This window comes from Citrobacter gillenii (assembly GCF_013337685.1).
GTDB lineage: Bacteria > Pseudomonadota > Gammaproteobacteria > Enterobacterales > Enterobacteriaceae > Citrobacter > Citrobacter gillenii.
The window spans coordinates 597,737-617,443 of record NZ_SUQN01000001.1 but is presented as its reverse complement, the minus strand read 5'-3'; the positions used below and the strand labels follow the sequence as shown (position 1 = coordinate 617,443).

The 19,707-nt window shown below is 53.8% G+C and carries 18 protein-coding genes; 1 reads left to right on the top strand and 17 read right to left on the bottom strand.

All coding sequences use genetic code 11. The features are described 5' to 3' along the window. Positions 1–6: 6 nt before the first annotated feature. The 14 genes from cpsB to FCH32_RS02785 form a co-directional block, all read right to left on the bottom strand. Entirely contained in the window at positions 7–1,443 is a 1,437-nt protein-coding gene (cpsB, locus tag FCH32_RS02850) for a mannose-1-phosphate guanyltransferase (protein ID WP_174360457.1), read from the bottom strand. Between the two features lie 3 nt (positions 1,444–1,446). Continuing rightward, complete coding sequence (wcaI, locus tag FCH32_RS02845; RefSeq protein ID WP_174360456.1) at positions 1,447–2,670, bottom strand: colanic acid biosynthesis fucosyltransferase WcaI; 1,224 nt, start codon at positions 2,668–2,670, stop codon at positions 1,447–1,449. Beyond that, positions 2,667–3,146 carry a GDP-mannose mannosyl hydrolase gene (locus FCH32_RS02840; RefSeq protein WP_174360455.1) on the bottom strand — a complete coding sequence of 160 codons (480 nt, stop codon included), beginning with the start codon at positions 3,144–3,146 and terminating at the stop codon, positions 2,667–2,669. The genes wcaI and FCH32_RS02840 overlap by 4 nt, the downstream gene beginning before the upstream one ends. A 2-nt stretch (positions 3,147–3,148) precedes the next feature. Beyond that, entirely contained in the window at positions 3,149–4,114 is a 966-nt protein-coding gene (gene fcl / locus FCH32_RS02835) for a GDP-L-fucose synthase (RefSeq protein WP_153879929.1), read from the bottom strand. A gap of 2 nt (positions 4,115–4,116) precedes the next feature. Next, entirely contained in the window at positions 4,117–5,238 is a 1,122-nt protein-coding gene (gene gmd, locus FCH32_RS02830; protein ID WP_096756588.1) for a GDP-mannose 4,6-dehydratase, read from the bottom strand. Positions 5,239–5,262: 24 nt separating this feature from the next. Next, positions 5,263–5,817 (bottom strand): colanic acid biosynthesis acetyltransferase WcaF, encoded by a 555-nt coding sequence (gene wcaF, locus FCH32_RS02825; protein ID WP_174360454.1) that lies wholly within the window; start codon positions 5,815–5,817, stop codon positions 5,263–5,265. A 9-nt stretch (positions 5,818–5,826) separates the two neighbouring features. Continuing rightward, entirely contained in the window at positions 5,827–6,573 is a 747-nt protein-coding gene (gene wcaE, locus FCH32_RS02820) for a colanic acid biosynthesis glycosyltransferase WcaE (RefSeq protein ID WP_117343278.1), read from the bottom strand. 5 nt (positions 6,574–6,578) lie between these two features. Then, positions 6,579–7,796 (bottom strand): colanic acid polymerase WcaD, encoded by a 1,218-nt coding sequence (wcaD, locus tag FCH32_RS02815; RefSeq protein ID WP_135911806.1) that lies wholly within the window; start codon positions 7,794–7,796, stop codon positions 6,579–6,581. Further along, complete coding sequence (gene wcaC, locus FCH32_RS02810; RefSeq protein ID WP_174360453.1) at positions 7,771–8,988, bottom strand: colanic acid biosynthesis glycosyltransferase WcaC; 1,218 nt, start codon at positions 8,986–8,988, stop codon at positions 7,771–7,773. The genes wcaD and wcaC overlap by 26 nt, the downstream gene beginning before the upstream one ends. Continuing rightward, a complete protein-coding gene (wcaB, locus tag FCH32_RS02805; RefSeq protein ID WP_137362233.1) occupies positions 8,985–9,473 on the bottom strand; it encodes a colanic acid biosynthesis acetyltransferase WcaB in 489 nt (162 codons plus the stop codon). Before wcaB ends, wcaC begins: the two co-directional genes overlap by 4 nt. A 2-nt stretch (positions 9,474–9,475) precedes the next feature. Then, positions 9,476–10,318, bottom strand: a complete 843-nt coding sequence (wcaA, locus tag FCH32_RS02800) for a colanic acid biosynthesis glycosyltransferase WcaA (protein ID WP_117343274.1) — start codon at positions 10,316–10,318, stop codon at positions 9,476–9,478. Between the two features lie 75 nt (positions 10,319–10,393). Further along, a complete protein-coding gene (wzc, locus tag FCH32_RS02795; protein ID WP_117343273.1) occupies positions 10,394–12,556 on the bottom strand; it encodes a tyrosine-protein kinase Wzc in 2,163 nt (720 codons plus the stop codon). Further along, a complete protein-coding gene (wzb, locus tag FCH32_RS02790) occupies positions 12,553–13,002 on the bottom strand; it encodes a low molecular weight protein-tyrosine-phosphatase Wzb (RefSeq protein WP_096756580.1) in 450 nt (149 codons plus the stop codon). Before wzb ends, wzc begins: the two co-directional genes overlap by 4 nt. 5 nt (positions 13,003–13,007) lie before the next feature. Continuing rightward, complete coding sequence (locus tag FCH32_RS02785) at positions 13,008–14,147, bottom strand: polysaccharide export protein (RefSeq protein ID WP_096756579.1); 1,140 nt, start codon at positions 14,145–14,147, stop codon at positions 13,008–13,010. Positions 14,148–14,802: 655 nt separating this feature from the next. Here FCH32_RS02785 and FCH32_RS02780 point away from each other — a divergent pair. Continuing rightward, positions 14,803–16,389, top strand: a complete 1,587-nt coding sequence (locus FCH32_RS02780) for a TerC family protein (protein WP_115259923.1) — start codon at positions 14,803–14,805, stop codon at positions 16,387–16,389. A 48-nt stretch (positions 16,390–16,437) separates the two neighbouring features. Here FCH32_RS02780 and asmA read toward each other — a convergent pair whose 3' ends face one another. The 3 genes from asmA to udk all read right to left on the bottom strand — a co-directional run bounded on the left by asmA (position 16,438) and on the right by udk (position 19,632). Next, positions 16,438–18,291 (bottom strand): outer membrane assembly protein AsmA, encoded by a 1,854-nt coding sequence (gene asmA / locus FCH32_RS02775; RefSeq protein ID WP_153879926.1) that lies wholly within the window; start codon positions 18,289–18,291, stop codon positions 16,438–16,440. Positions 18,292–18,317: 26 nt separating this feature from the next. Next, positions 18,318–18,899 carry a dCTP deaminase gene (gene dcd / locus FCH32_RS02770; protein ID WP_096756576.1) on the bottom strand — a complete coding sequence of 194 codons (582 nt, stop codon included), beginning with the start codon at positions 18,897–18,899 and terminating at the stop codon, positions 18,318–18,320. Between the two features lie 91 nt (positions 18,900–18,990). Continuing rightward, positions 18,991–19,632: a uridine kinase gene (gene udk, locus FCH32_RS02765; protein ID WP_005128328.1), complete on the bottom strand. Its 642-nt coding sequence runs from the start codon at positions 19,630–19,632 to the stop codon at positions 18,991–18,993. Between the last annotated feature and the right edge of the window lie 75 nt (positions 19,633–19,707).

Sequence of the window (19,707 nt, the reverse complement as noted above, 5' to 3'; positions counted from 1 at the left end):
CAGTGCCTACACCCGACCGTAGCGATCGGCAAAGCGCACTACGTCGTCCTCTTCGAGGTAGGATCCCGATCGCACTTCAATCAGATCGAGCGGGATTTTTCCGGGGTTCTCCAGACAGTGCGTCGCTCCCAGAGGGATATAGACAGACTCGTTTTCGCCGAGCAGTTTGATGTCTTCATCGATCGTCACCTTCGCCGTCCCAGCCACCACCACCCAATGCTCTGCGCGGTGATGGTGCATCTGCACCGACAATCCCTCGCCAGGTTTTACGGTAATGCGTTTAACCTGGTAACGTTCTCCGGCGTCGATGGAGTCATACTTGCCCCACGGGCGGTACACTTCGCGGTGAATATGATGCTCATGGCGGCCGTCAGCTTTAATCTGCTCGACCACTTTTTTCACATCCTGGACCGCGTTGCGATCGGCTATCAGCACCGCGTCTTTGGTCTGCACCACCACCAGGTCTTTCACTCCGACGGTGGTCACTAGTCCGGACTCCGCGTACACGTAGCTGTTTTCGGTTTTGTGGCTGATCACGTCGCCGTGATGCACGTTGCCTTCGGCGGTATGAGCGCTGATCTCCCACAGCGAAGACCACGATCCCACGTCACTCCAGCCCGCGCTCATTGGCATCACCACCGCGTCCGCAGTATGTTCCATCACCGCATAGTCCACCGACTCTTCCGGGCAGGCGAGAAACGCCTCTTCATCGACGCGGACAAAATCGAGATCGGGATCGACCGTGCTCATTGCCTTTTCGCAGGCACTCAGAATGTCGGGTCGGTACTTTTTCAGCTCTTCCAGATAACGCCCGGCACGAAACAGAAACATGCCGCTGTTCCAGTAATAATCGCCGCTCGCCACGTAGGCTTGTGCGGTGTCCTGATCCGGTTTTTCCACAAACTGCGCCACCGTAAAGGCAACCGTATCGGTAGTTGCGGGGCAAACGTCACCGCGACGAATATAGCCGTAACCGGTCTGTGCCGAGTCCGGCACGATACCAAATGTCACCAGCTTGCCCGCCTCGGCATGCGGCATCGCATTGCGAACCGCCTCGCGAAACGCCTCTTCGTCGGTAATCACGTGATCTGCCGCCAGCACCAGCATCAGCGGGTCAGCGTCCGGACTGTGACGTTTTGCCGCCAGCGCGGCCAGCGCAATCGCCGGGGCGGTATTACGTCCGGCGGGTTCCAGAATGATATTTTCGGTCAGCTTGTTGAGCTGTCTAAGTTGTTCGGCAACGATAAAGCGATGCTGCTCGTTGCAGATAACCACCGGGCTTTCGCACTCCACGCCGTTCAGACGGCATATCGTGGTTTGCAGCATGGTGAGTTCGCCCTTCAGGCACAGGAACTGCTTGGGATACAGGACGCGGGACAGCGGCCACAACCGGCTACCGGAGCCACCGGCCATCACCACTGGAAAGAGTGTGCGTTGACGCATGATTTATCCCCGTATATCTGCAATAAATTGGCTAAGCACGCGGTCTTTTTCCAGCGTGCGTTCGGCATAATCACGTGCCACCGTGTTGATGTCAGGCATGATTAGCGCCTGGGTAATTCCGGCCACCAGCGCACTCACCGACTCCGGCTCCACGCATACCGCAATCCCCGGATGGTCCTCGCAGAGTTGGCCCAGTTCGGTATCAGGCTCCGCGGTGATCACCGCATTGCCACCCACGGCAAGAATATTGGTCAGCTTGGAGGGCAATACCGCATCCGCCGCACCGCGCTTTTGCACCACTAAATGACAGTCGGCCATCTTCAGCAGCGCAGGCAGTGCGTCATAAGATTGCAGGGGGAAAAATATTACGTTTTCCAGGCCGCGCTCGCGGACCCTGTTTTCCAGCCGCGCCTTGCCGCCACCCTGCCCGACAATCACAAACAGCCAGGGCTGAGCACTCAGCTCGTCGGCGGCATCAATCACGCTCTCCAGTCCCTGCTTTTCACCGATGTTGCCCGAGTAAAGAATGATTTTTTTTCCTTCAGGCACACCGAGTTTTTGCCGCAACGCCCGGGCATCATCCGCGGTCACGTCGCGAAATCGCGCCACTTCCGACCAGTTAGGAAAGAAGATGACCTTTTCTTCAGCGACCCCTTTTTCCTGCGCTTTATTCATCATCGAACGCGAGATGGTTGAGACATAGTCGACGTTATGCAGGCCGCTGCGTTCAAACGCGCTGGCCAATGTGGCCACTTTGCCGCCCCTACTGTTCCCGGCCATTCCGAGGCCAAGCATGGCGTCAACTTCATAATCCTGAATGTGCAGCAGCGTACGTGCCCCGGAGAGTTTCGCCAGCAGGCGCATCCCCGGTGTGCAAAACAGCGTCGGCACCACGCCAATAATGCGATCGGGCTTCCAGCGTCGCTGCGCCATCAGCGGGAAAAAACTGCTCACGGCAAAACTGCCCAAATGCAGTAGACGTTTCAGCGTTGAGGGCTGCTTTGGCACATACAACGGACAGCGCCAGACGGTGGCATCGCCTTCTTCCCGACGATAACGCCAGGCGGAATAACGGCCGTTCACTTTCCACTGCGGGTAGTAAGGCGGCGCGGTGATCACCCGAACGTCATGCCCGGCTTGCGCCATCCACTCCACCATTTCGCCGGTGTATTTGCCGATCCCGGTCAGTTCCGGCGAATAATTAATGCCGTACACCAGAATTTTCATAAGCCCGGCACTCCGGCCTGACGTTGCGGCATAAAGTACGCCCGGCTGTTATCGTGAACGTTATCGCTGGCCAGCAACGCCTGCGGCGTCAGCCAGCAGTAGTCGTCATGCTGGGAATCGGGCAGACGCAGGTCTGCCTCGCTCACCTTCAGGCGAAAACCGAGCACCACATAATGGGTGGTGAAATCGGTGCCCGAAAAGTTATCGTCATAGAAGTGCTGCCAGACGCCGTAAAACTCCGCGGAAGACAGCGGCAAACGTAACCCCAGTTCCGCCAACGTCAGGCGCTCAAACGCGTTCTCAAGCCGTTCATCCTTCTGCACCCGTCCACCTGGCACAAACCAAAATCCCTGGGCGGGACGGTTGAGGCGTTGGCCCAGCAGGTACTCACCGCGCGCATTTTCCACCAGAAAATCAATGGAAACCAGCGGCGCACAGCGCACTACCGTGGCAAATTCTTCCTGACGTAAAAACATATTTACCCCCGGTACCGCTGCTGATTTTCAAGGAACCACTGATACGTGCTGGCAAGCCCGTCCTCCAGCGAGACCTCGTGGTACCAGCCCAACTGGTGTAAACGCGTAACATCCAGCAATTTGCGTGGCGTACCGTCGGGTTTGCTGGCGTCAAACACCACGCGACCTTTGTAGCCCACGACCTTCGCGACCGTTTGCGCCAGTTCGCGAATGGTGCAGTCGACGCCGGTTCCCACGTTGATGTGCGACAACATCGGCTGGGTGTGCTCCTGCCAGACCTCGCGGTCCAGTTCCATCACATGAATGCTGGCGGCAGCCATGTCATCCACGTGCAGGAACTCGCGCATTGGCGTGCCGCTCCCCCACACCACTACATCCGGCGCATTTTGTGCGCAGGCTTCATGAAAGCGGCGCAGCAGTGCCGGGATCACGTGCGAGTTACTCGGATGAAAGTTATCCTGCGGCCCGTACAGATTGGTGGGCATCACCGAGCGGTAATCGCGGCCGTACTGACGGTTATACGACTCGCACAGTTTGATCCCGGCGATTTTGGCAATCGCGTAGGGCTCATTAGTGGCCTCGAGCGTTCCCTGCAACAGTTCGCTTTCACCCATCGGCTGGTTGGCCAGCTTCGGGTAAATGCAGGATGAGCCGAGGAACAACAGCTTATTCACGTTATGGCTGTGCGCCGCGTGAATGATGTTGCTCTCAATCATCATATTTTCGTAAATAAAATCAGCGGGGTAAGTATTGTTCGCCACGATTCCACCCACCTTCGCCGCCGCCAGGTACACCTGGTCGATACGTTCGGTGGCAAAAAACTGCTGCACCGCACGGGCATCCAGCAGATTGAGTTCGTCACGGGTACGCAACACCAGCTCCACGTTGTCGCGCGTGGCCAGCAGCCTGACGATGGCGGACCCCACCATCCCGCGATGGCCCGCCACAAAAATACGTTGTTTCATCATCCTCAGTACTCCAGCGCGATGGCGACCTCATAGCCGTGAGATTTCAGCAGAGAATGTTTCTTCGCCGCTTCCAGATCGTTGGCAACCATTTCACTGACCATCTGGCTCAGGGTGATTTCCGGCTTCCAGCCTAGCTTGTCGTGCGCTTTTGCCGGGTCACCGAGCAATGTTTCGACTTCTGCCGGACGGAAATAACGCGGATCGACCGCAATCATCACGTCACCCGGCTTCACGCCCGGCGCATCGTGTCCGGTCACCGACACGACAATGCCTTTCTCCTCAACGCCCTGCCCTTCAAAACGCAATTTAATGCCCAGCTGCGCGGCCGCCATTTCGACAAACTGGCGCACGGAGTACTGCACGCCGGTGGCAATAACAAAATCTTCCGGCTGATCCTGTTGCAGCATCATCCACTGCATGCGCACATAATCTTTGGCGTGGCCCCAGTCACGCAGGGAATCCATGTTGCCGAGATACAGACATGACTCCAGCCCCTGCGCAATGTTGGCAATCGCCCGGGTAATTTTGCGGGTAACGAACGTTTCGCCCCGGCGCGGAGACTCATGGTTAAACAGAATGCCGTTACAAGCGAACATGCCGTAGGATTCGCGGTAATTGACGGTTATCCAGTAGGCGTACAGTTTGGCGACCGCATACGGAGAACGCGGGTAGAACGGCGTAGTCTCTTTCTGCGGCGTTTCCTGTACCAGGCCGTACAGTTCAGATGTGGAGGCCTGATAGAAGCGGGTTTTCTTTTCGAGGCCGAGGAAGCGGATCGCCTCCAGCAGGCGCAGCGTACCAATCGCATCGACGTCCGCGGTGTATTCCGGGGATTCAAACGATACTGCCACGTGGCTCATCGCCCCGAGGTTATAGACTTCATCCGGCTGAACTTCCTGTAAAATACGGGTCAGGTTGGAGGTATCCGTCAGATCGCCGTAATGCAGATGAAATTTTGGATTACCCGAGTGCGGATCCTGATAAATATGATCCACTCGCTCGGTGTTAAACGACGACGCACGACGTTTAATCCCATGAACTTCATACCCTTTTTCCAACAGAAGTTCTGCCAGGTAAGAACCATCCTGCCCGGTTACGCCAGTAATGAGAGCGACTTTTGACATGTTTACACCTCTTAAATGATCCCCTCAGGGAGTAACTTTCTCAACGCGTTCGCGCGTTACGACCGCAGGATTTCCCCGACAAACGGCATTGGCGGGCAGCGATTTAAAAACGCTGCTTCGCGCCCCAACGACAGTGCCCGCCCCAATCGTCACGCCGGGTGCGACAAATACATCTGTCGCCAGCCAGCATTTCTCGCCAATCACAATCGGCGTGGCGTTAATATCAAAGTGCGGGCTGGCATAATCATGGCTACCGGTACATAAATAACTTTTTTGCGAGATAACAGCATTGGCTCCAATCGTAATCGTGCCCAGCGTATATAACACCGCGTCATCACCCACCCATGCGTAATCACCCAGGGTTAATTTCCACGGATAGGTTATTTTTACTGAAGGTCGAATAACGACGTTTTTTCCTATCTTCGCGCCGAATAAACGTAATAAATATGCGCGCCAGCGGTACATCACCTGCGGTGATAGTCGAAATAATGTTGACTGTACCGCCCACCATAATTGCACTTTAATTGCACCGCCTCCGCGAAAGCCTTTCGGCATCGTGAAGCCTTTTAAATCCTGCATATTTACCCCTTACATTTTGCCATATAAGGTTTTGGCCTTACCGGTGGTGCGTAAGCGCAAATGCCAGGACAGTTCGGCCCAAAAACCCGGCATATGTAATATCTGACGCTGGACCTTTTTTGCATCCCGGCATAACTCAAGATTATTTGTCGTCGATACGCCGCCCATAGAAAACTCAGAGACCAGTCCGCTTAATTTTTTAAAGGCATAACCAGATTTATATAATTTTGCGGCCAACGCATAATCAGACGACACGTTAAATTGCAGATCGTAGCGCCAGGTATGCAATCCACTAACCGGAAAAAATATCGCCTGATGACTGGCCGGCAGGCTGTGGTAAATATACCAACCGGGCTTGGCACGACGCTTAATTTTGTTTCCATCACCAAAATCCAGCAGCGCATCGCCGATCACCATCGCCTTGTCGCTTTGCGTTTTGAGCTGGCGGATAAATGACGCAGCATCCGCATGCAGAATATCACCGGAGTTCAGAAACAGTGCGAACCGCCCTCGCGCCAGGGCAATGCCTTTGTTCATCGCATCATAAATACCGTTGTCCGGTTCGCTGACAAACCGTAACCGGTGCTCACCGTTGAGATTTTCCAGAAATGCCTGCGTACCGTCCGCAGAACCGCCATCGATCACAATCCATTCAAAGCTGATGTCGCCCGCCTGCGCCAGATGGGCTAGCGATGCGTGGGTTTTGACGATCCCCTGCAGATTACGAAAGGCGACGGTGATAATAGTGAGCAGCATAGGAATTACCTCGCGATATTTAGCGCCTTGCGCAAAATAAACGGACAAACAATTAAAAACGCATATTCCGGGCTAAATACTGAACCGGTAAAAAACAGCGATAGCGGCGTAAAAAGATAAAGCTGCACCTGATAATTCGGATTATCGCCAAACGCATTTAACATCATTTTCAGAACCTTTCCCATGTACCACACCGCCAATATCACAGCGAACCATGAGAAATAAATAATCAGCAGATACAAACCATTGTCTATTGTTTTCCCGACATCTGCACCGTTAAAGATTCCGAATGACGCTACATATTCATAAAGTGAGCCAAATCTGACTACGCCATCGATATTGAGTAATGAATAACCGACCATCACCAACGGCCCCACAATACGGTAATACGATGACGACCCTTCCGTGCCTAAATCACCAAGTCGTGCGGCAATGTAGGGAAAAGCAAATATTACGCCAACCATAAACACGCTAAGTGAGATTATCGCCAGCGGTAACTTCTTTTTTATCGCTTCTTTGTTCAGATACTGAAACGCCCACTCCAGCAGGTAAAATAAAATAAAAGTCATTACCCCTGAAAACGATCCTGATAATATCACCCCTGCCAGAATCATAGCATCGGTCTTAGGCGTTTTGATACCAAACTGTTTGATGCTGAGCCAAATTGAGATTAATGCCAGAGCAAAGAATGCCGGTTCGAAATAAAGCGCGGTAGTTCGTTTACCACCAAACTTAATAAAGTTCAGAACATAACTGTTGCTGTAAATAAGATATTTCGAAATTGCTTCCATTAAACTGCTGCCACCGGTGAGAATAATCTGCGCCATCTCAACCGCAGCCAGCGCCACCACCAGCCCCACCACCAGCCAGAAAAAACGTAAAATCTTACGGTGGTTATGCGGGGAGACGGTTTTAAAGCGAATACTCCAGACCATGCCAATAATGATCACCGTATAGACAAACAGCATGGTGGAGGTCACATATTTGCTGGCATCCAGCGACTGACCAAACAGGTAATTAAAGGCCGTCAGCCCACCGCCAATCCCCAGCGCAATCAGCAGTTTTTTGATATTGATACGCTCAACAAACAGCAACAACAGCAGCGGCAAAAACGTGACCACGGTGACCGGAAAACTTTCCCCCAACTGCACAAGCTTGACGTTGACCAGCAGATACAGCAGCGGCAGCATCAAATAGCTACAGATTCTGATAGAACGAGACATAGTCCTCCAGCATCTGTTGGCCGCTGTAAGCGCTGCGGCTGCGCTGGCGAAAGGCCGCCAGCGACGTACCGAATACCGCCTGCGCGATCGCCGTTTTATTGCACTGCACCAGCTGCAGGACATCCTCTTCACTGAAGGTTCTGCCCCCCGATTTCGCCAGCACTTCCTGTGCGGCCTCACTGTGCGTGGCAATCACCGGTATGCCGATAGAAAGCGCTTCGCATAAAATCAGCGGGTAGTTATCCACTCGCGAGCTGAACACCAGTCCATCCATCAGGTTAAGCGCACTCATCAGTATGCGCTTGTCGGTTTCAAATCCATGATTGACCACGTTCGCGCCGCTAAACGGCGAGAATTTGCCGAAGGTATGCAGCTCTATTTTGTCGCCCAGCGCCATCATCTGTCGCACCAACTGTTGGTTGGTTTTGCCGTCATAGCGCAGGTCGTGAGCCACGATGGCGATTTTCGGCCGGCTGCGAGGCTCATCGTTTAGCGGCAAATCACTGAGAATGGCTTCGGTCGCGACATCGATCCCGTTGTTGATAATGGCGCAGCGCCCCGCGCCGTACAGGCTGTTAAACGCGTCAGCCACATGCTGACTGGGGGAGATAAACTGACAACCCAGCGCCAGCATGGCGCGAAACATCTGGCGTTTGCCGGGCAGTTGTTGATGCGCTTTATCAACCTTAACCGGCGGATAATTACTCAGCGTCGGGCATTTCCGGCAGCCGGTTTTCCAGCCTTCGCAGCCGTCAGTAAACGCGCAGCGCCCGGTCACGCTCCAGTGATCGTGCAGCGTCCAGACAAAGGTGATATCCGGTTTATGCGCCTGCACCTTTTGACAAAACGTCACCACCTCTTCCAGATTCAGCCAATAGCTGTGCAGCACGTGAAAATGCAGCACCAGCGGGCCTGCGGTGCGGGTGACTGTACGATACAGATTGTCGAGATTGCCAAACAGGTCGCGGTTAGCGAAGCGAAACAGCGCAATATTCAGCGCCGACGTCAGGCGCGGCGTATGCTTGAACACCTGCGGATAGTGATGGTGGCTGAGGCTTTTCTTACCGCTTTTGCCGTAACCATAAATGAAGCGCGACGACAGCCCATGCTCCAGCGCCCGCAGGTGTAAATCCAGCGCCACCCCTGCCGCGCCGCCTTCTGCCAGTCGGACATTCAATTGCAGGATATTCATTTTACGTCCTTTACTCGCGCTTTCTCACCCACCACCAGCGTATTGTCCGGCACGCTGTCCACAACGACGCTGCCAGCACCAATCGTCACGTTATGACCAATGATGACATCGCCCAGCAAGGTGACATTGGCCCCCAACTCAACGCCGTTGCCGATCGTCGGACAGGCCAGATCGTTTGCGCCGAGGTTGCCGATGGTCACGCCATGACGCAGGGTAAAATCGTCCCCGGCCACCACGCGTTTGTTGATGACTACGCCATAGCCATGATGAATAGTAAAACGACGGCCGATAGTCGCAGCCGCCTGGATTTCATAGCCGAAAATACATTCGGTAATCAGGCGATACATCACCAGCACCGGTGCGGCCCACAGGTTATTCAGCACGTTTTTTTTGCGCCAGACAGAGCAAAAATGGGCGGCCCGATAGGCCATCACCATGCAGCACGGCCGCAGACTCCAGCTATTGGCGCGGATATCTTCCAGCATACTTAGCGCCCCCGTAGACCGTCGGCCAGGCGTTTACCGTTACGCAGCGACAACAGGGTCAGTAACGTGCGCCAGTTCATGCGTTTGTTGCGGATCTGATACAGCGTAAACAGCTGATATTTTTTGCTGGCGCGGTCAAATTTGCCTTTGTGCTTACGGTAAAACTGGAAGTAACCGGAGAATTTTTTCGGCGATGAGGTAATGCGCATCTCGCCGTGATTCACATGCAGGATCTGCGTGGCTTCATTGACCTTCCATGGCTCGCCATAGGCCACCACCATGCGCAGAAAAATGTCGTAATCCTGTGCCGCTTTCAGCGAGGTATCGAACAGGCAGGCTTTGAACCGCCACGCCCAGGTAAAGACCTGATTGCCAATAATGTTGCGTTTATAGAACCTGCGCCGTGAGTACACCGACTTGGGATACAGCGGCAGGCTGGCGGGCTGGGAATAGACTTCGCCTTCGCAGATATAATCATTGGCATACAGAAACGCCCGCGTGACCAGCTGATGGCGATCTTTAAGAAACACGCTCAGGCGATTCGGCGTCCACTCATCGTCGTCATCAATACCGGTAATGTACTGCCCGCAGGCCTGCATAATGGCCTGATTGCGCACCGCACACGCCCCGGAATTAAAGGCATTATGGGTATAGGTGACGCGCGGATCGTTCAGCTCTTCTACATACTGCTTTAATTGTTCATACGCAGAGGAGCAGTCATCCACGATGATCATCTCCCAGTGCGGATAATCCTGACGCAGGACCGATTTAATCGCCCGGATCGCCAGTTGCTGACGATTCCAGGTCGGCATATAAATTGAAATGAGCGGGTTGTCTGTGGTCATTTTCATTCCCAGGGTATAAATATGTTTCTGTAGGCCGGATAAGGCGTTTACGCCGCATCCGGCAGGGTTGGTTATTTATTTCGAATCCGACGTGTACGCATATTCGTAGTAGCCGTAATCCTGATACCCGCTTGCGCGTCGGAAGATGGAGTTGAGGATCACGCCCTTAACCTGAATCCCGTTTTGCTCAAAGCGGCTCAGGCTGGTTTCCACCTCTTTCAGGGTGTTGACGGCATAACGAGCGACCATCAGCGTGGTGCCAACATGACGGCCAACAATGGCCGCGTCGGTCACCGCCAGAATGGGCGGGGTATCAATCAGTACCAGGTCATAGCGCGCACTGGCCCAGGCAATCAGCTCGCCAAAACGCTCGCTCATCAGCAGTTCAGAAGGGTTGGGTGGCACCTGACCGCGCGGGACCAGATCGAAATGAGGAATAGACGTCGGTTTGGCGCAAGTGGCCATATCGCCCTTACCCACAAGGATGTCGGACAGACCGTTGACGTTATTGGTGCCCAGCAACTCATGCGTGTACCCTTTGCGCATATCGCAGTCGATCAGCAGCACGCGTTTATTGGTCTGGCTGATCACCGCCGCCAGGTTGGCACAGACAAAGGTTTTGCCAATTGATGGGCTGACGCCAGTGAGCATCAGCACATTATTACGCGCCTGCATCATGGCGAAGTGCAGGCTGGTGCGCAGGCTGCGCACCGCTTCTATCGCCAGATCCGTGGGGTTCCCCACCGCAAGCAGTTGGCTTTGCTTGTAACGTTTGATGCCTTTAATGGTCTGCACGTTATCACGCGCTTTTTGCCATTCCGACAGCGGAATACTGGCATATACGTTGATTCCCTGTTCTTCCAGCGCCTGCGGACTTTCGATTCCGCGGTTGAACAGCGAACGCAGCAGCACGCCGACCACCGACAGCATCAGGCCTAGCAGAATACTGCCGAGAATAATCAGCGCAGTTTTCGGCTTCAGCACGCCGGGCTGAGCAATGGCCGGGTCGACAATACGCACATCCCCTACCGTGCTGGCTTCGGTTATCTTCAGCTCCTGCTGCTTGTTCAGCAACTGCATATAGACCTGCTGACCGGACTCCACATCACGGGTCAAACGGACAATTTCCTGCTGCGTTTTTGGCATCGCCGTTACCCGGCCGTTCAGTTTGCCTTTCTCATCTTCCAGCGCCTGACGTTTTTCCAGCAGCGTGCGGTAAGCCGGATGCGCTTTGGTGAACAGCTTGGAGATTTCCGCCTCCTTGAACGTCAGTTCATTCAACTGGGCGTCAATGTTAACCATCGAATCCAGCACCGCTTTGGCTTCCAGCGGTAAATCGACCGAGTCTTTATCCTGACGAAAGGCGTTCAGTTTGTTTTCGGCAACGTCCAGACGGTTACGCACCTCCGGCAACTGCCTGGCCAGAAATGCCAGGCTTTTGGCCGCCTCTTCGGATTTGCGCACTATATTTTGTTCAAGGTAGTTACGGGTGATGCTGTCGAGAATTTGGCGGATCTGCTCGCGGTCCTCGCCGGTGAATGTCAGGCTCAAAACGCCGGTGTCTTTGCCGGTTTCCGTCACGCTGAGGTTATTTTGCAGGGCGTTTATCATGCCCAGCGTGGAATATTTGCTGACAGTAAAGGCGCTGCCAGCTGCAGCATGAATAGCGTTAACCTGCATCGTGACGCCGCCGTGGTTTAACGGCTGTCCAACCTGACCCTGGGCGCTAAAACCGCCGTCACTGATCAGCTGATAACTTTTATTATTCAGCACCTTAATGGTGAACGCTTGCTCATTCATTGCCTTTGGTAAGGTGAACGTCGTCACGTTAACCGTTTCGTTCTGGCGGCCCATCAGCCGGTCCCAACCCGCCCCAAACAGCGGGAACGTCTCCTTGGTGACGGCGATATCCAGATCCAGATCGTCCACCGTTTTCCCCAATACCAGCCGCGACTTAATCAGCTGAATTTCGGCTTCCGAGGCGGGTGGTTTATTCGATAACGCCGAGCCGATATCCTGCACCAGTGAATTGCCGGTGTTTTGCTCAATCTGCACCAGCGCATCGGCACTGTAGATAGGCGTGGCAAACAGCGTGTAAATGGCCGCGCACAGCGTAAAGGCCGCGGTAATACCCAGCACCCACCAGCGCGCTTCCAGCACCGTCCCGACCAGGCGACCGATATCAATTTCATCATTGCCGGTTGCTGACGCAGCAGACTGTTTTACGTTCTCTGTCATTGTTTTCCCTGCTCCGCGTTCAGTGCCTGAGCCCATTGGCGGGCAGACTGTTCAAGTAAGGCGTACACCGCGTCAAACGCATCCTGGCTTTTACGGTAAGGGTCAGGTATTTCGCGCTCACTGTCCCAGTGACCAAATAGCATCACCTTGCCGCGCATCTCCGGTGCCATATCACACAGCGCGGTAATGTGACGCTTCTCCATGGTGAGGATCAGGTCGTAATCCCGGCACATTTTTCCTGAGATTTGCCGCGCACAATGATTCTCCAGCGACAGGTTATGTGCCTGCGCCACGCTCACCGCACACGGGTCGGCTCCCTTGCCCACCAGCGCCCCGAGACCTGCAGAGGCGACCGTCAACGCCGGATGAAACTGCCTTAACAGGCGCTCTGCCGTTGGGGAACGGCAAATGTTCCCCACGCAGACAACTAAGATTTTGTTAAACATGTCGATTACCAGTTGTGAAGGTCGCTGGCCGTATCCGTCATATAACGAACACCGCTAATGGTCGGCAGCAACTGATTGATCAAACGGTTCCAGCGGGCGACCGGTGCGGTGGTGACATACACCACGTCGTAAGGCTGAAGGCGGAATTCCGTCGCCATCACCAGAGAGGTGGCATCGGACATATCGAGCTGATAAATATTGGCAATCTTGCCGTTGCGTGCGCCCTCGCCTTTCAATGGTCGAATGACGAAGATGCCGCTGGCATTGGAGGTGGTCAGGTCGATCCCTTCCGCATTGCCCAACGCTTCGGTTAGCGTCATACCGCTGAAGTCCATTTTGAGGGTGCTCTGTTTCTTCACTTCCCCCATTACGAAGACTTTCAGATCGTCGTTGCGTGGAACAAACAGGATGTCGCCTGGGTAAAGCAGTCGGTTCTGGCTGAGATCGCCATTTTGCATCAGTGCCTGCAGGGAAATTCGCTGCTCCTGACCGTTATGGGTCAGCACGACGTTACGCCAGTCCGCCGCCTCGGTCAGGCCGCCAGCGGCATTAATGGCGTCGAGAATGGTTAACGGTACGTTGGTAATGGCCTGCTGGCCGGATTTGTTCACCTGCCCGGAGACATAAGCCTTCTGCGAGCGGAAAGCGGCGATATTAACGTCCACCTGCGGGTCAGCAATGTACTTCGCTAAGCGCCCGGTAATATCACTGCGGATTTCTGCCAACGTTTTCCCGGACACGTTGACTTTGCCAATGTAGGGATAAAACATGGTGCCATCGGGCTGAACCCAGTTGCCGGCATCGCTGGAGCTGCGGTATTGCCCCGCTGGCGTGGTCAGTTCCGGATGGTCCCAGACGGTCACATTCAGGACGTCGCCCGGGCCAACGCGATACTGGTACCCGGAAATCTCCTGGTCCAGCGAAGTATTGGGTTGGGCGACGTTTGGACGTGGGCGTAATTGTTCTACCAGTCGGGGCGTCAGTGGATAAACATTCACCATACGGTCGAGATCGAAATCAGCGTCCTGCTGCTTAATCACGTCTTTACCCATCGTCGACATATTGCTGCCCGGTAGTACGGTACAACCGTTTATCAAGATCACCGACACCAGGACGGGTATCAATTTAATTTTGGATTTCATCATTGATTATTTATCACTTTGGCAGAGTCATTATCACGTGCTTTCTAAATGGCAGTTTCACCTGTTCACATTTACCTTGCCGTTAATTGAAACGAAATTTAACTGGCATCAATCCTAAAAATATTGAATTCATCTTCGGTCTGTTGACTGAATAAATCAGGCTGTTCATCAGGCGGCCAGGCACGCTACCGCCCCTGGCTTTGTTAGCTACCAATGCACTGATTAATTTAAATTTTTACCTTCCCCTTTATTTTCGCTATACCCTTCTCCGCGTCACATCAGGAAATGCAGCACGGAGCAAAGAAGAAATAGGCATCTTGTTATATACGGACAGAATTGTTGCAGCTAAAGGAATAGCAGGCAAGATAACAACGCCGCTACCTCTTGCTTTTAAGATTAATATTAAGAATGAAATTTGAATATTTTTAGGATTTTATTGATATTGACAGCACTAATATAAAAAACAGACCATCTGCGATATTTCCTAAATATATGACGTGTTAAAAAATTATTTCCTGCAGAAACATTAAGGCTATTTCTCAACTGACTGCCGGATATCAATAACAGAGAAATCCGTTCCCGGCATTGCATTTTTCGCTGGCTTTATCCATGATCGAATTGTGACAATTGTCATACAACTATGGGTATCATTTTTACTATGGAATGGATTGCCGATCCGTCAATCTGGGCCGGACTCGTCACGCTAATCGTGATCGAACTTGTTCTTGGCATTGATAATCTTGTTTTTATTGCCATCCTCGCGGAGAAATTACCTCCAGCCCAGCGGGACAAGGCGCGTATTACCGGGCTCCTGCTGGCGATGGTGATGCGTCTGCTGCTGCTGGCCTCAATCTCCTGGCTGGTCACGCTGACCACCCCGCTGTTTAGCATTCGGGATCTGAGCTTTAGCGCACGGGACCTGATCATGCTCTTCGGGGGCTTCTTCCTGCTGTTCAAAGCCACGATGGAGCTCAATGAGCGGCTGGAGGGGAAAGACAGCGATAACCCCACCCAGCGTAAAGGCGCGAAGTTTTGGGGCGTGGTCGCACAAATCGTGGTGCTGGATGCCATCTTCTCGCTCGACTCGGTGATCACCGCCGTCGGGATGGTCGATCATCTGGCCGTGATGATGGCCGCCGTCATTATTGCCATTAGCCTGATGGTGCTGGCCAGCAAGTCGTTGACCCGCTTTGTCAACAGCCACCCTACCATCGTTATTCTGTGTCTTAGCTTCCTGCTGATGATCGGCTTCAGCCTGGTCGCCGAAGGGTTTGGTTTCCGCATTCCAAAAGGCTACCTGTACGCGGCTATCGGCTTCTCGGTCATGATTGAGGCATTAAATCAGCTGGCCATCTTCAACCGCCGCCGTTTTCTGTCAGCCAATCATACCCTGCGCCAGCGTACCGCTGAGGCGGTGATGCGTCTGCTGAGTGGACAAAAAGAAGATGCCGAACTGGATGCTGAAACAGCAGCCATGCTGGCCGATCATCATGAAGGTCAGATTTTTGCCCCGCAGGAGCGCCGGATGATTGAACGTGTGCTGAATCTGAATCAGCGCACCGTCAGCAGCATTATGACCTCGCGCCATGATATTGAGCATATCGACCTTAACGCACCCGAAGCGGAGATCCGCGCCCTGCTGGAGAAAAACCAGCACACGCGTCTGGTGGTCACCGGAGAAGATGAGCAGGAAGAACTGCTCGGAGTGGTACACGTCATCGACCTGCTGCAACAGTCGCTGCGCGGCGAACCGCTCGATCTACGCGCCTTGATCCGCCAGCCGCTGGTATTCCCGGAGACCCTGCCGCTACTGCCGGCGCTGGAGCAGTTCCGTAATGCCCGCACCCACTTTGCGTTTGTGGCGGATGAGTTTGGTTCCGTAGAGGGACTTGTGACGCTGAGCGACGTGATGGAAACCATCGCCGGAAACCTGCCGAATGAAGTGGAAGAGATCGACGCCCGCCACGACATTCAGAAAAATGCTGACGGTTCATGGACGGCTAACGGGCATATGCCGCTGGAAGATCTGGTGCAATACGTCCCGATTCCCCTTGATGAGAAACGGGAATATCACACCATTGCCGGGCTGTTGATGGAATATTTGCAGCGTATACCGAAAACCGGGGAAGAAGTGCAGGTGGGCGACTATCGACTGAAAACGTTGCAGGTGGAAAACCACCGGGTGCAAAAGGTCCAGTTAATACCGCTGCACACTAATGACGAAGAGATGGATTACGAAGTGTAGGTGACGTGCCGGATGAGACGCTCTCGCGCCGTCATCCGGCATTATCCGTCAGAGTTTATCCAGCAGTTTTTTCACATCTTTGCCGCTACGGGACTCTTTGTTGCGATCGGCCCAGTCGTTCAGCCGACGTTTCGCTTCATCCTGTACATGCTTACGCAGCAGCTGGTCCACCTGCAGGTTATAGTTCAACGCCTGCCATGGCCCATAAATACGCAGCGGAACCGGCGTGGCTTTCAGGAAGTCAATCAGCTTGCTTTCCCCATCCCAGCCGCCCAACACACGCACGTTAAACTGCGTGTCACACGTCTGCTCAACCAGATCCAGCGTCCCTTTACCGGAAAGCGCTAACATGGAAGACAGCCCTTCCATCTCATCCAACGACACCTTGCCGTTATCCAGCGACAGCTCGGTGACAAAACGATCCAGTCGGGTCACGTTGTCCAGACTCTGCTGAGACTTCACGTCGCCGCCGCTGCGCTCAACGGCCTGCTGTACCAGCTGCTGGAAGTTCATCCCTTCCATGCGTGTGTCGCTCATATCAACATGGGCCTGCCCTTGCCAGCTGTGACGGAACGCCTGCGCGTCAATATCAGAACCGGAAAAATCGCCCGCCAGCGACAGCTTGCCGGTAAGCGCAATCGGATAGTTAAAGGCTTTCAGGATGGTACCGATTTCGACGTTTTCCAGACGCGGATGAAAGACTGCGTGCGGCTGCGCCTTTCTGGCATCCAACTTGCCGGGCAGCGAAATCAGCCCCCCCTCACTCGTCCCCTGCAATTCAGTGATACTCAGCAAGCCTGACTGATTCGCCATTTTGGCTGAAACGTTATCAAAGGCCATTTTACGCCACAGAACTTTGTCTGCCTGTAGCGCAATATCTGCGGAAAAACCCCTGAGCCCCTGATACGACACGGCATCGACCTGTGACGCAATTACCGGTCGCGCGAGCGTTGACTGGCTTTGCCCCTGTTGCACCTCGCCGCTCGTTGCCGACGCGGCGTCACGTTGCACCAGCAAGTTATCCAGATTGAGCAGACCAAAGCGCAGATCGACGCTCCAGTCCGGTTTATCAGATAGCGACACACGGGCTTGCCCGGACAGCGTGCTGTCGTTGGCCGTCAACGCAATCTGGTTAAACGCGAGCTGTTTATTCTCTTCCTGCCACTGAACCTGCAGCTTACCCTGCCCCTGAATCCCCTGCTGCGGCAGATCGGCGCCCTGTAACTGCCAACTGAGCTTCTCGATATTGGCCGCCAGGTTATGCGGGTAGTCAGAAGCATCAACGCTACCGTTAAAGGCTAAGGCCAGATCGCGCTGATCGCGGTTTACGCGACCAGAGAAGTCAAAGGTACCGCGATGCTGGGTGTCCTGTTCCATTTCCAGGTGAATGTCGCGAACCGTAATCTGTTCATCATCTTCATGCTGGAACACCAGCACGCTGTCGGCAACGCGCAGACGCGCGATGTCAAACGACCATCCACGGTCTTCGGCGACATCGGGCAACGTATTGTCTTTCGGGGCAATGGGCGCATCTTCGCCACGCACCGCTTCGGTCTGCGGCGTCAGCTGAATAACAGCACCTTTGAGCATCACCTGCTTCACACTGAGCTGGTGGCTCAACAGCGGCCATAACGCGACGTCCAGACGCATATTGTCGGCACGAACCAGCGGTTCGCTGGCCCCTTCAGCCGTTAACACCATGCGTCCAGAGAGGATGCTAAGCTGGGGCCAAACGTGCCAACGCAGTGGGCCGTCCAGTTGCAATTGATATCCGCTACGTGCAGCAACCTGCTTCACCATATACGCGCGAAAATCATTGGGATTCACCAACATTACTAACGCAGAAAAACCGGCCACCAGCACGACCAGGAGAATCATCAGCGTCGTCAGAAATCGTCTCATGCTATCCCCAAAGGACTGAAAATAAATCAGTCTTTATCAATCCGGCTGGCTACTGCACCCTGCTGGTCGCGATACTTCGCATCCTGGCGGCGATTGTAGGGACGCGCAGCCGGACCGGAGAGCGGTTCAAAACTCAGCGCACCAATCGGCATGCCCGGACGCAAGGCCAGCGGTAATTTCCCGGAGTTATAAAATTCCAGCACAATGCACCCTGACCAGCCCGGATCGATACGGTGCGCGGTCACGTGAACCATCAGGCCCAGACGCGCCAGCGACGAACGGCCGTCTAACCAGCCAACCAAATCTGCCGGAAGCGTGACGGATTCAAAGGTTACGGCCAACGCTAACTCGCCGGGATGCAGGAAAAATGCTTCGCCTTCGGCAAGGACAATTTCATCACTCATCACGCGATCCAGCGCGGCGCTAACTTCATCCTTCGGCCCGCTCAAATCGATATACGCTGCCGTATGACCGCGGAACGTACGAAATTTATTGCCAAGACGCACATCTACTGTTGCGCCATTAATACGCTCGACAGGAGGACGTGGATTGATCGACAGACGACCTGCATCCAACCAGGCTTCAATATCTCGGTCACATAAACGCATGGCACTTTCTCCTTTCGTGCTTCAACCCCTTAACGCCAGGTGCGTTAAGGGTGAACCAGGTTATTACTGAACGGTACACAATTCGCTGAACTTATTCAAAGAACTGACTGATTTTCGCCTTCAGAATATCGATGGCAATGCGGTTTTTACCCCCGCGCGGCACGATGATATCGGCGTATTGTTTTGAGGGTTCAATAAATTGCAGGAACATTGGACGCACAGTTTTCTGGTATTGCGCCATCACCGAATCCATCGAGCGGCCGCGCTCGTTGACGTCCCGCTTGATACGGCGCATCAGACAAATGTCGAGCGGGGTATCTACAAAAATAGAAAAATTCATCTCGTCACGCAAACGTGCATCCGTCAGCAGCAAAATGCCTTCGAGGATAATCACTTTTTTGGGTTCAATATGAATAGTCTCTTGCGTACGCGTGTGTTCAACATAGCTGTAGACGGGTAATTCAATCGCCGAGCCGCGTTTCAGCGTTTGCAGATGCTGGAACAGCAGGCTGTGATCCATCGCGTTCGGATGGTCGTAGTTGGTTTTTACACGTTCTTCCATCGACAGATGGCTTTGATCTTTGTAATAACTGTCTTCGGGAATAACGCCAATATGTTCGTCACCCACTTGTTCACGCAATTCGCGATAGAGAGTACTGGCAATAAGACTCTTGCCGGAAGCCGATGCGCCGGCAATGCCGATAATGACGCACTGATGAGACTGATCAGTCATAAATTTAGCGACCTGATTAACCTGGATGTTAGGAAGGGGGCGTCGAAACGCCAAACGCGGCAATTATAGGGATTT

Excerpts from the sequence above, each read along its gene's own strand:
- cpsB (WP_174360457.1), bottom strand. The coding sequence starts at position 1,443 with ATGCGTCAACGCACACTCTTTCCAGTGGTGATGGCCGGTGGCTCCGGT.
- wcaI (WP_174360456.1), bottom strand. The coding sequence starts at position 2,670 with ATGAAAATTCTGGTGTACGGCATTAATTATTCGCCGGAACTGACCGGG.
- FCH32_RS02840 (WP_174360455.1), bottom strand. The coding sequence starts at position 3,146 with ATGTTTTTACGTCAGGAAGAATTTGCCACGGTAGTGCGCTGTGCGCCG.
- fcl (WP_153879929.1), bottom strand. The coding sequence starts at position 4,114 with ATGATGAAACAACGTATTTTTGTGGCGGGCCATCGCGGGATGGTGGGG.
- gmd (WP_096756588.1), bottom strand. The coding sequence starts at position 5,238 with ATGTCAAAAGTCGCTCTCATTACTGGCGTAACCGGGCAGGATGGTTCT.
- wcaF (WP_174360454.1), bottom strand. The coding sequence starts at position 5,817 with ATGCAGGATTTAAAAGGCTTCACGATGCCGAAAGGCTTTCGCGGAGGC.
- wcaE (WP_117343278.1), bottom strand. The coding sequence starts at position 6,573 with ATGCTGCTCACTATTATCACCGTCGCCTTTCGTAATCTGCAGGGGATC.
- wcaD (WP_135911806.1), bottom strand. The coding sequence starts at position 7,796 with ATGTCTCGTTCTATCAGAATCTGTAGCTATTTGATGCTGCCGCTGCTG.
- wcaC (WP_174360453.1), bottom strand. The coding sequence starts at position 8,988 with ATGAATATCCTGCAATTGAATGTCCGACTGGCAGAAGGCGGCGCGGCA.
- wcaB (WP_137362233.1), bottom strand. The coding sequence starts at position 9,473 with ATGCTGGAAGATATCCGCGCCAATAGCTGGAGTCTGCGGCCGTGCTGC.
- wcaA (WP_117343274.1), bottom strand. The coding sequence starts at position 10,318 with ATGACCACAGACAACCCGCTCATTTCAATTTATATGCCGACCTGGAAT.
- wzc (WP_117343273.1), bottom strand. The coding sequence starts at position 12,556 with ATGACAGAGAACGTAAAACAGTCTGCTGCGTCAGCAACCGGCAATGAT.
- wzb (WP_096756580.1), bottom strand. The coding sequence starts at position 13,002 with ATGTTTAACAAAATCTTAGTTGTCTGCGTGGGGAACATTTGCCGTTCC.
- FCH32_RS02785 (WP_096756579.1), bottom strand. The coding sequence starts at position 14,147 with ATGATGAAATCCAAAATTAAATTGATACCCGTCCTGGTGTCGGTGATC.
- FCH32_RS02780 (WP_115259923.1), top strand. The coding sequence starts at position 14,803 with ATGGAATGGATTGCCGATCCGTCAATCTGGGCCGGACTCGTCACGCTA.
- asmA (WP_153879926.1), bottom strand. The coding sequence starts at position 18,291 with ATGAGACGATTTCTGACGACGCTGATGATTCTCCTGGTCGTGCTGGTG.
- dcd (WP_096756576.1), bottom strand. The coding sequence starts at position 18,899 with ATGCGTTTATGTGACCGAGATATTGAAGCCTGGTTGGATGCAGGTCGT.
- udk (WP_005128328.1), bottom strand. The coding sequence starts at position 19,632 with ATGACTGATCAGTCTCATCAGTGCGTCATTATCGGCATTGCCGGCGCA.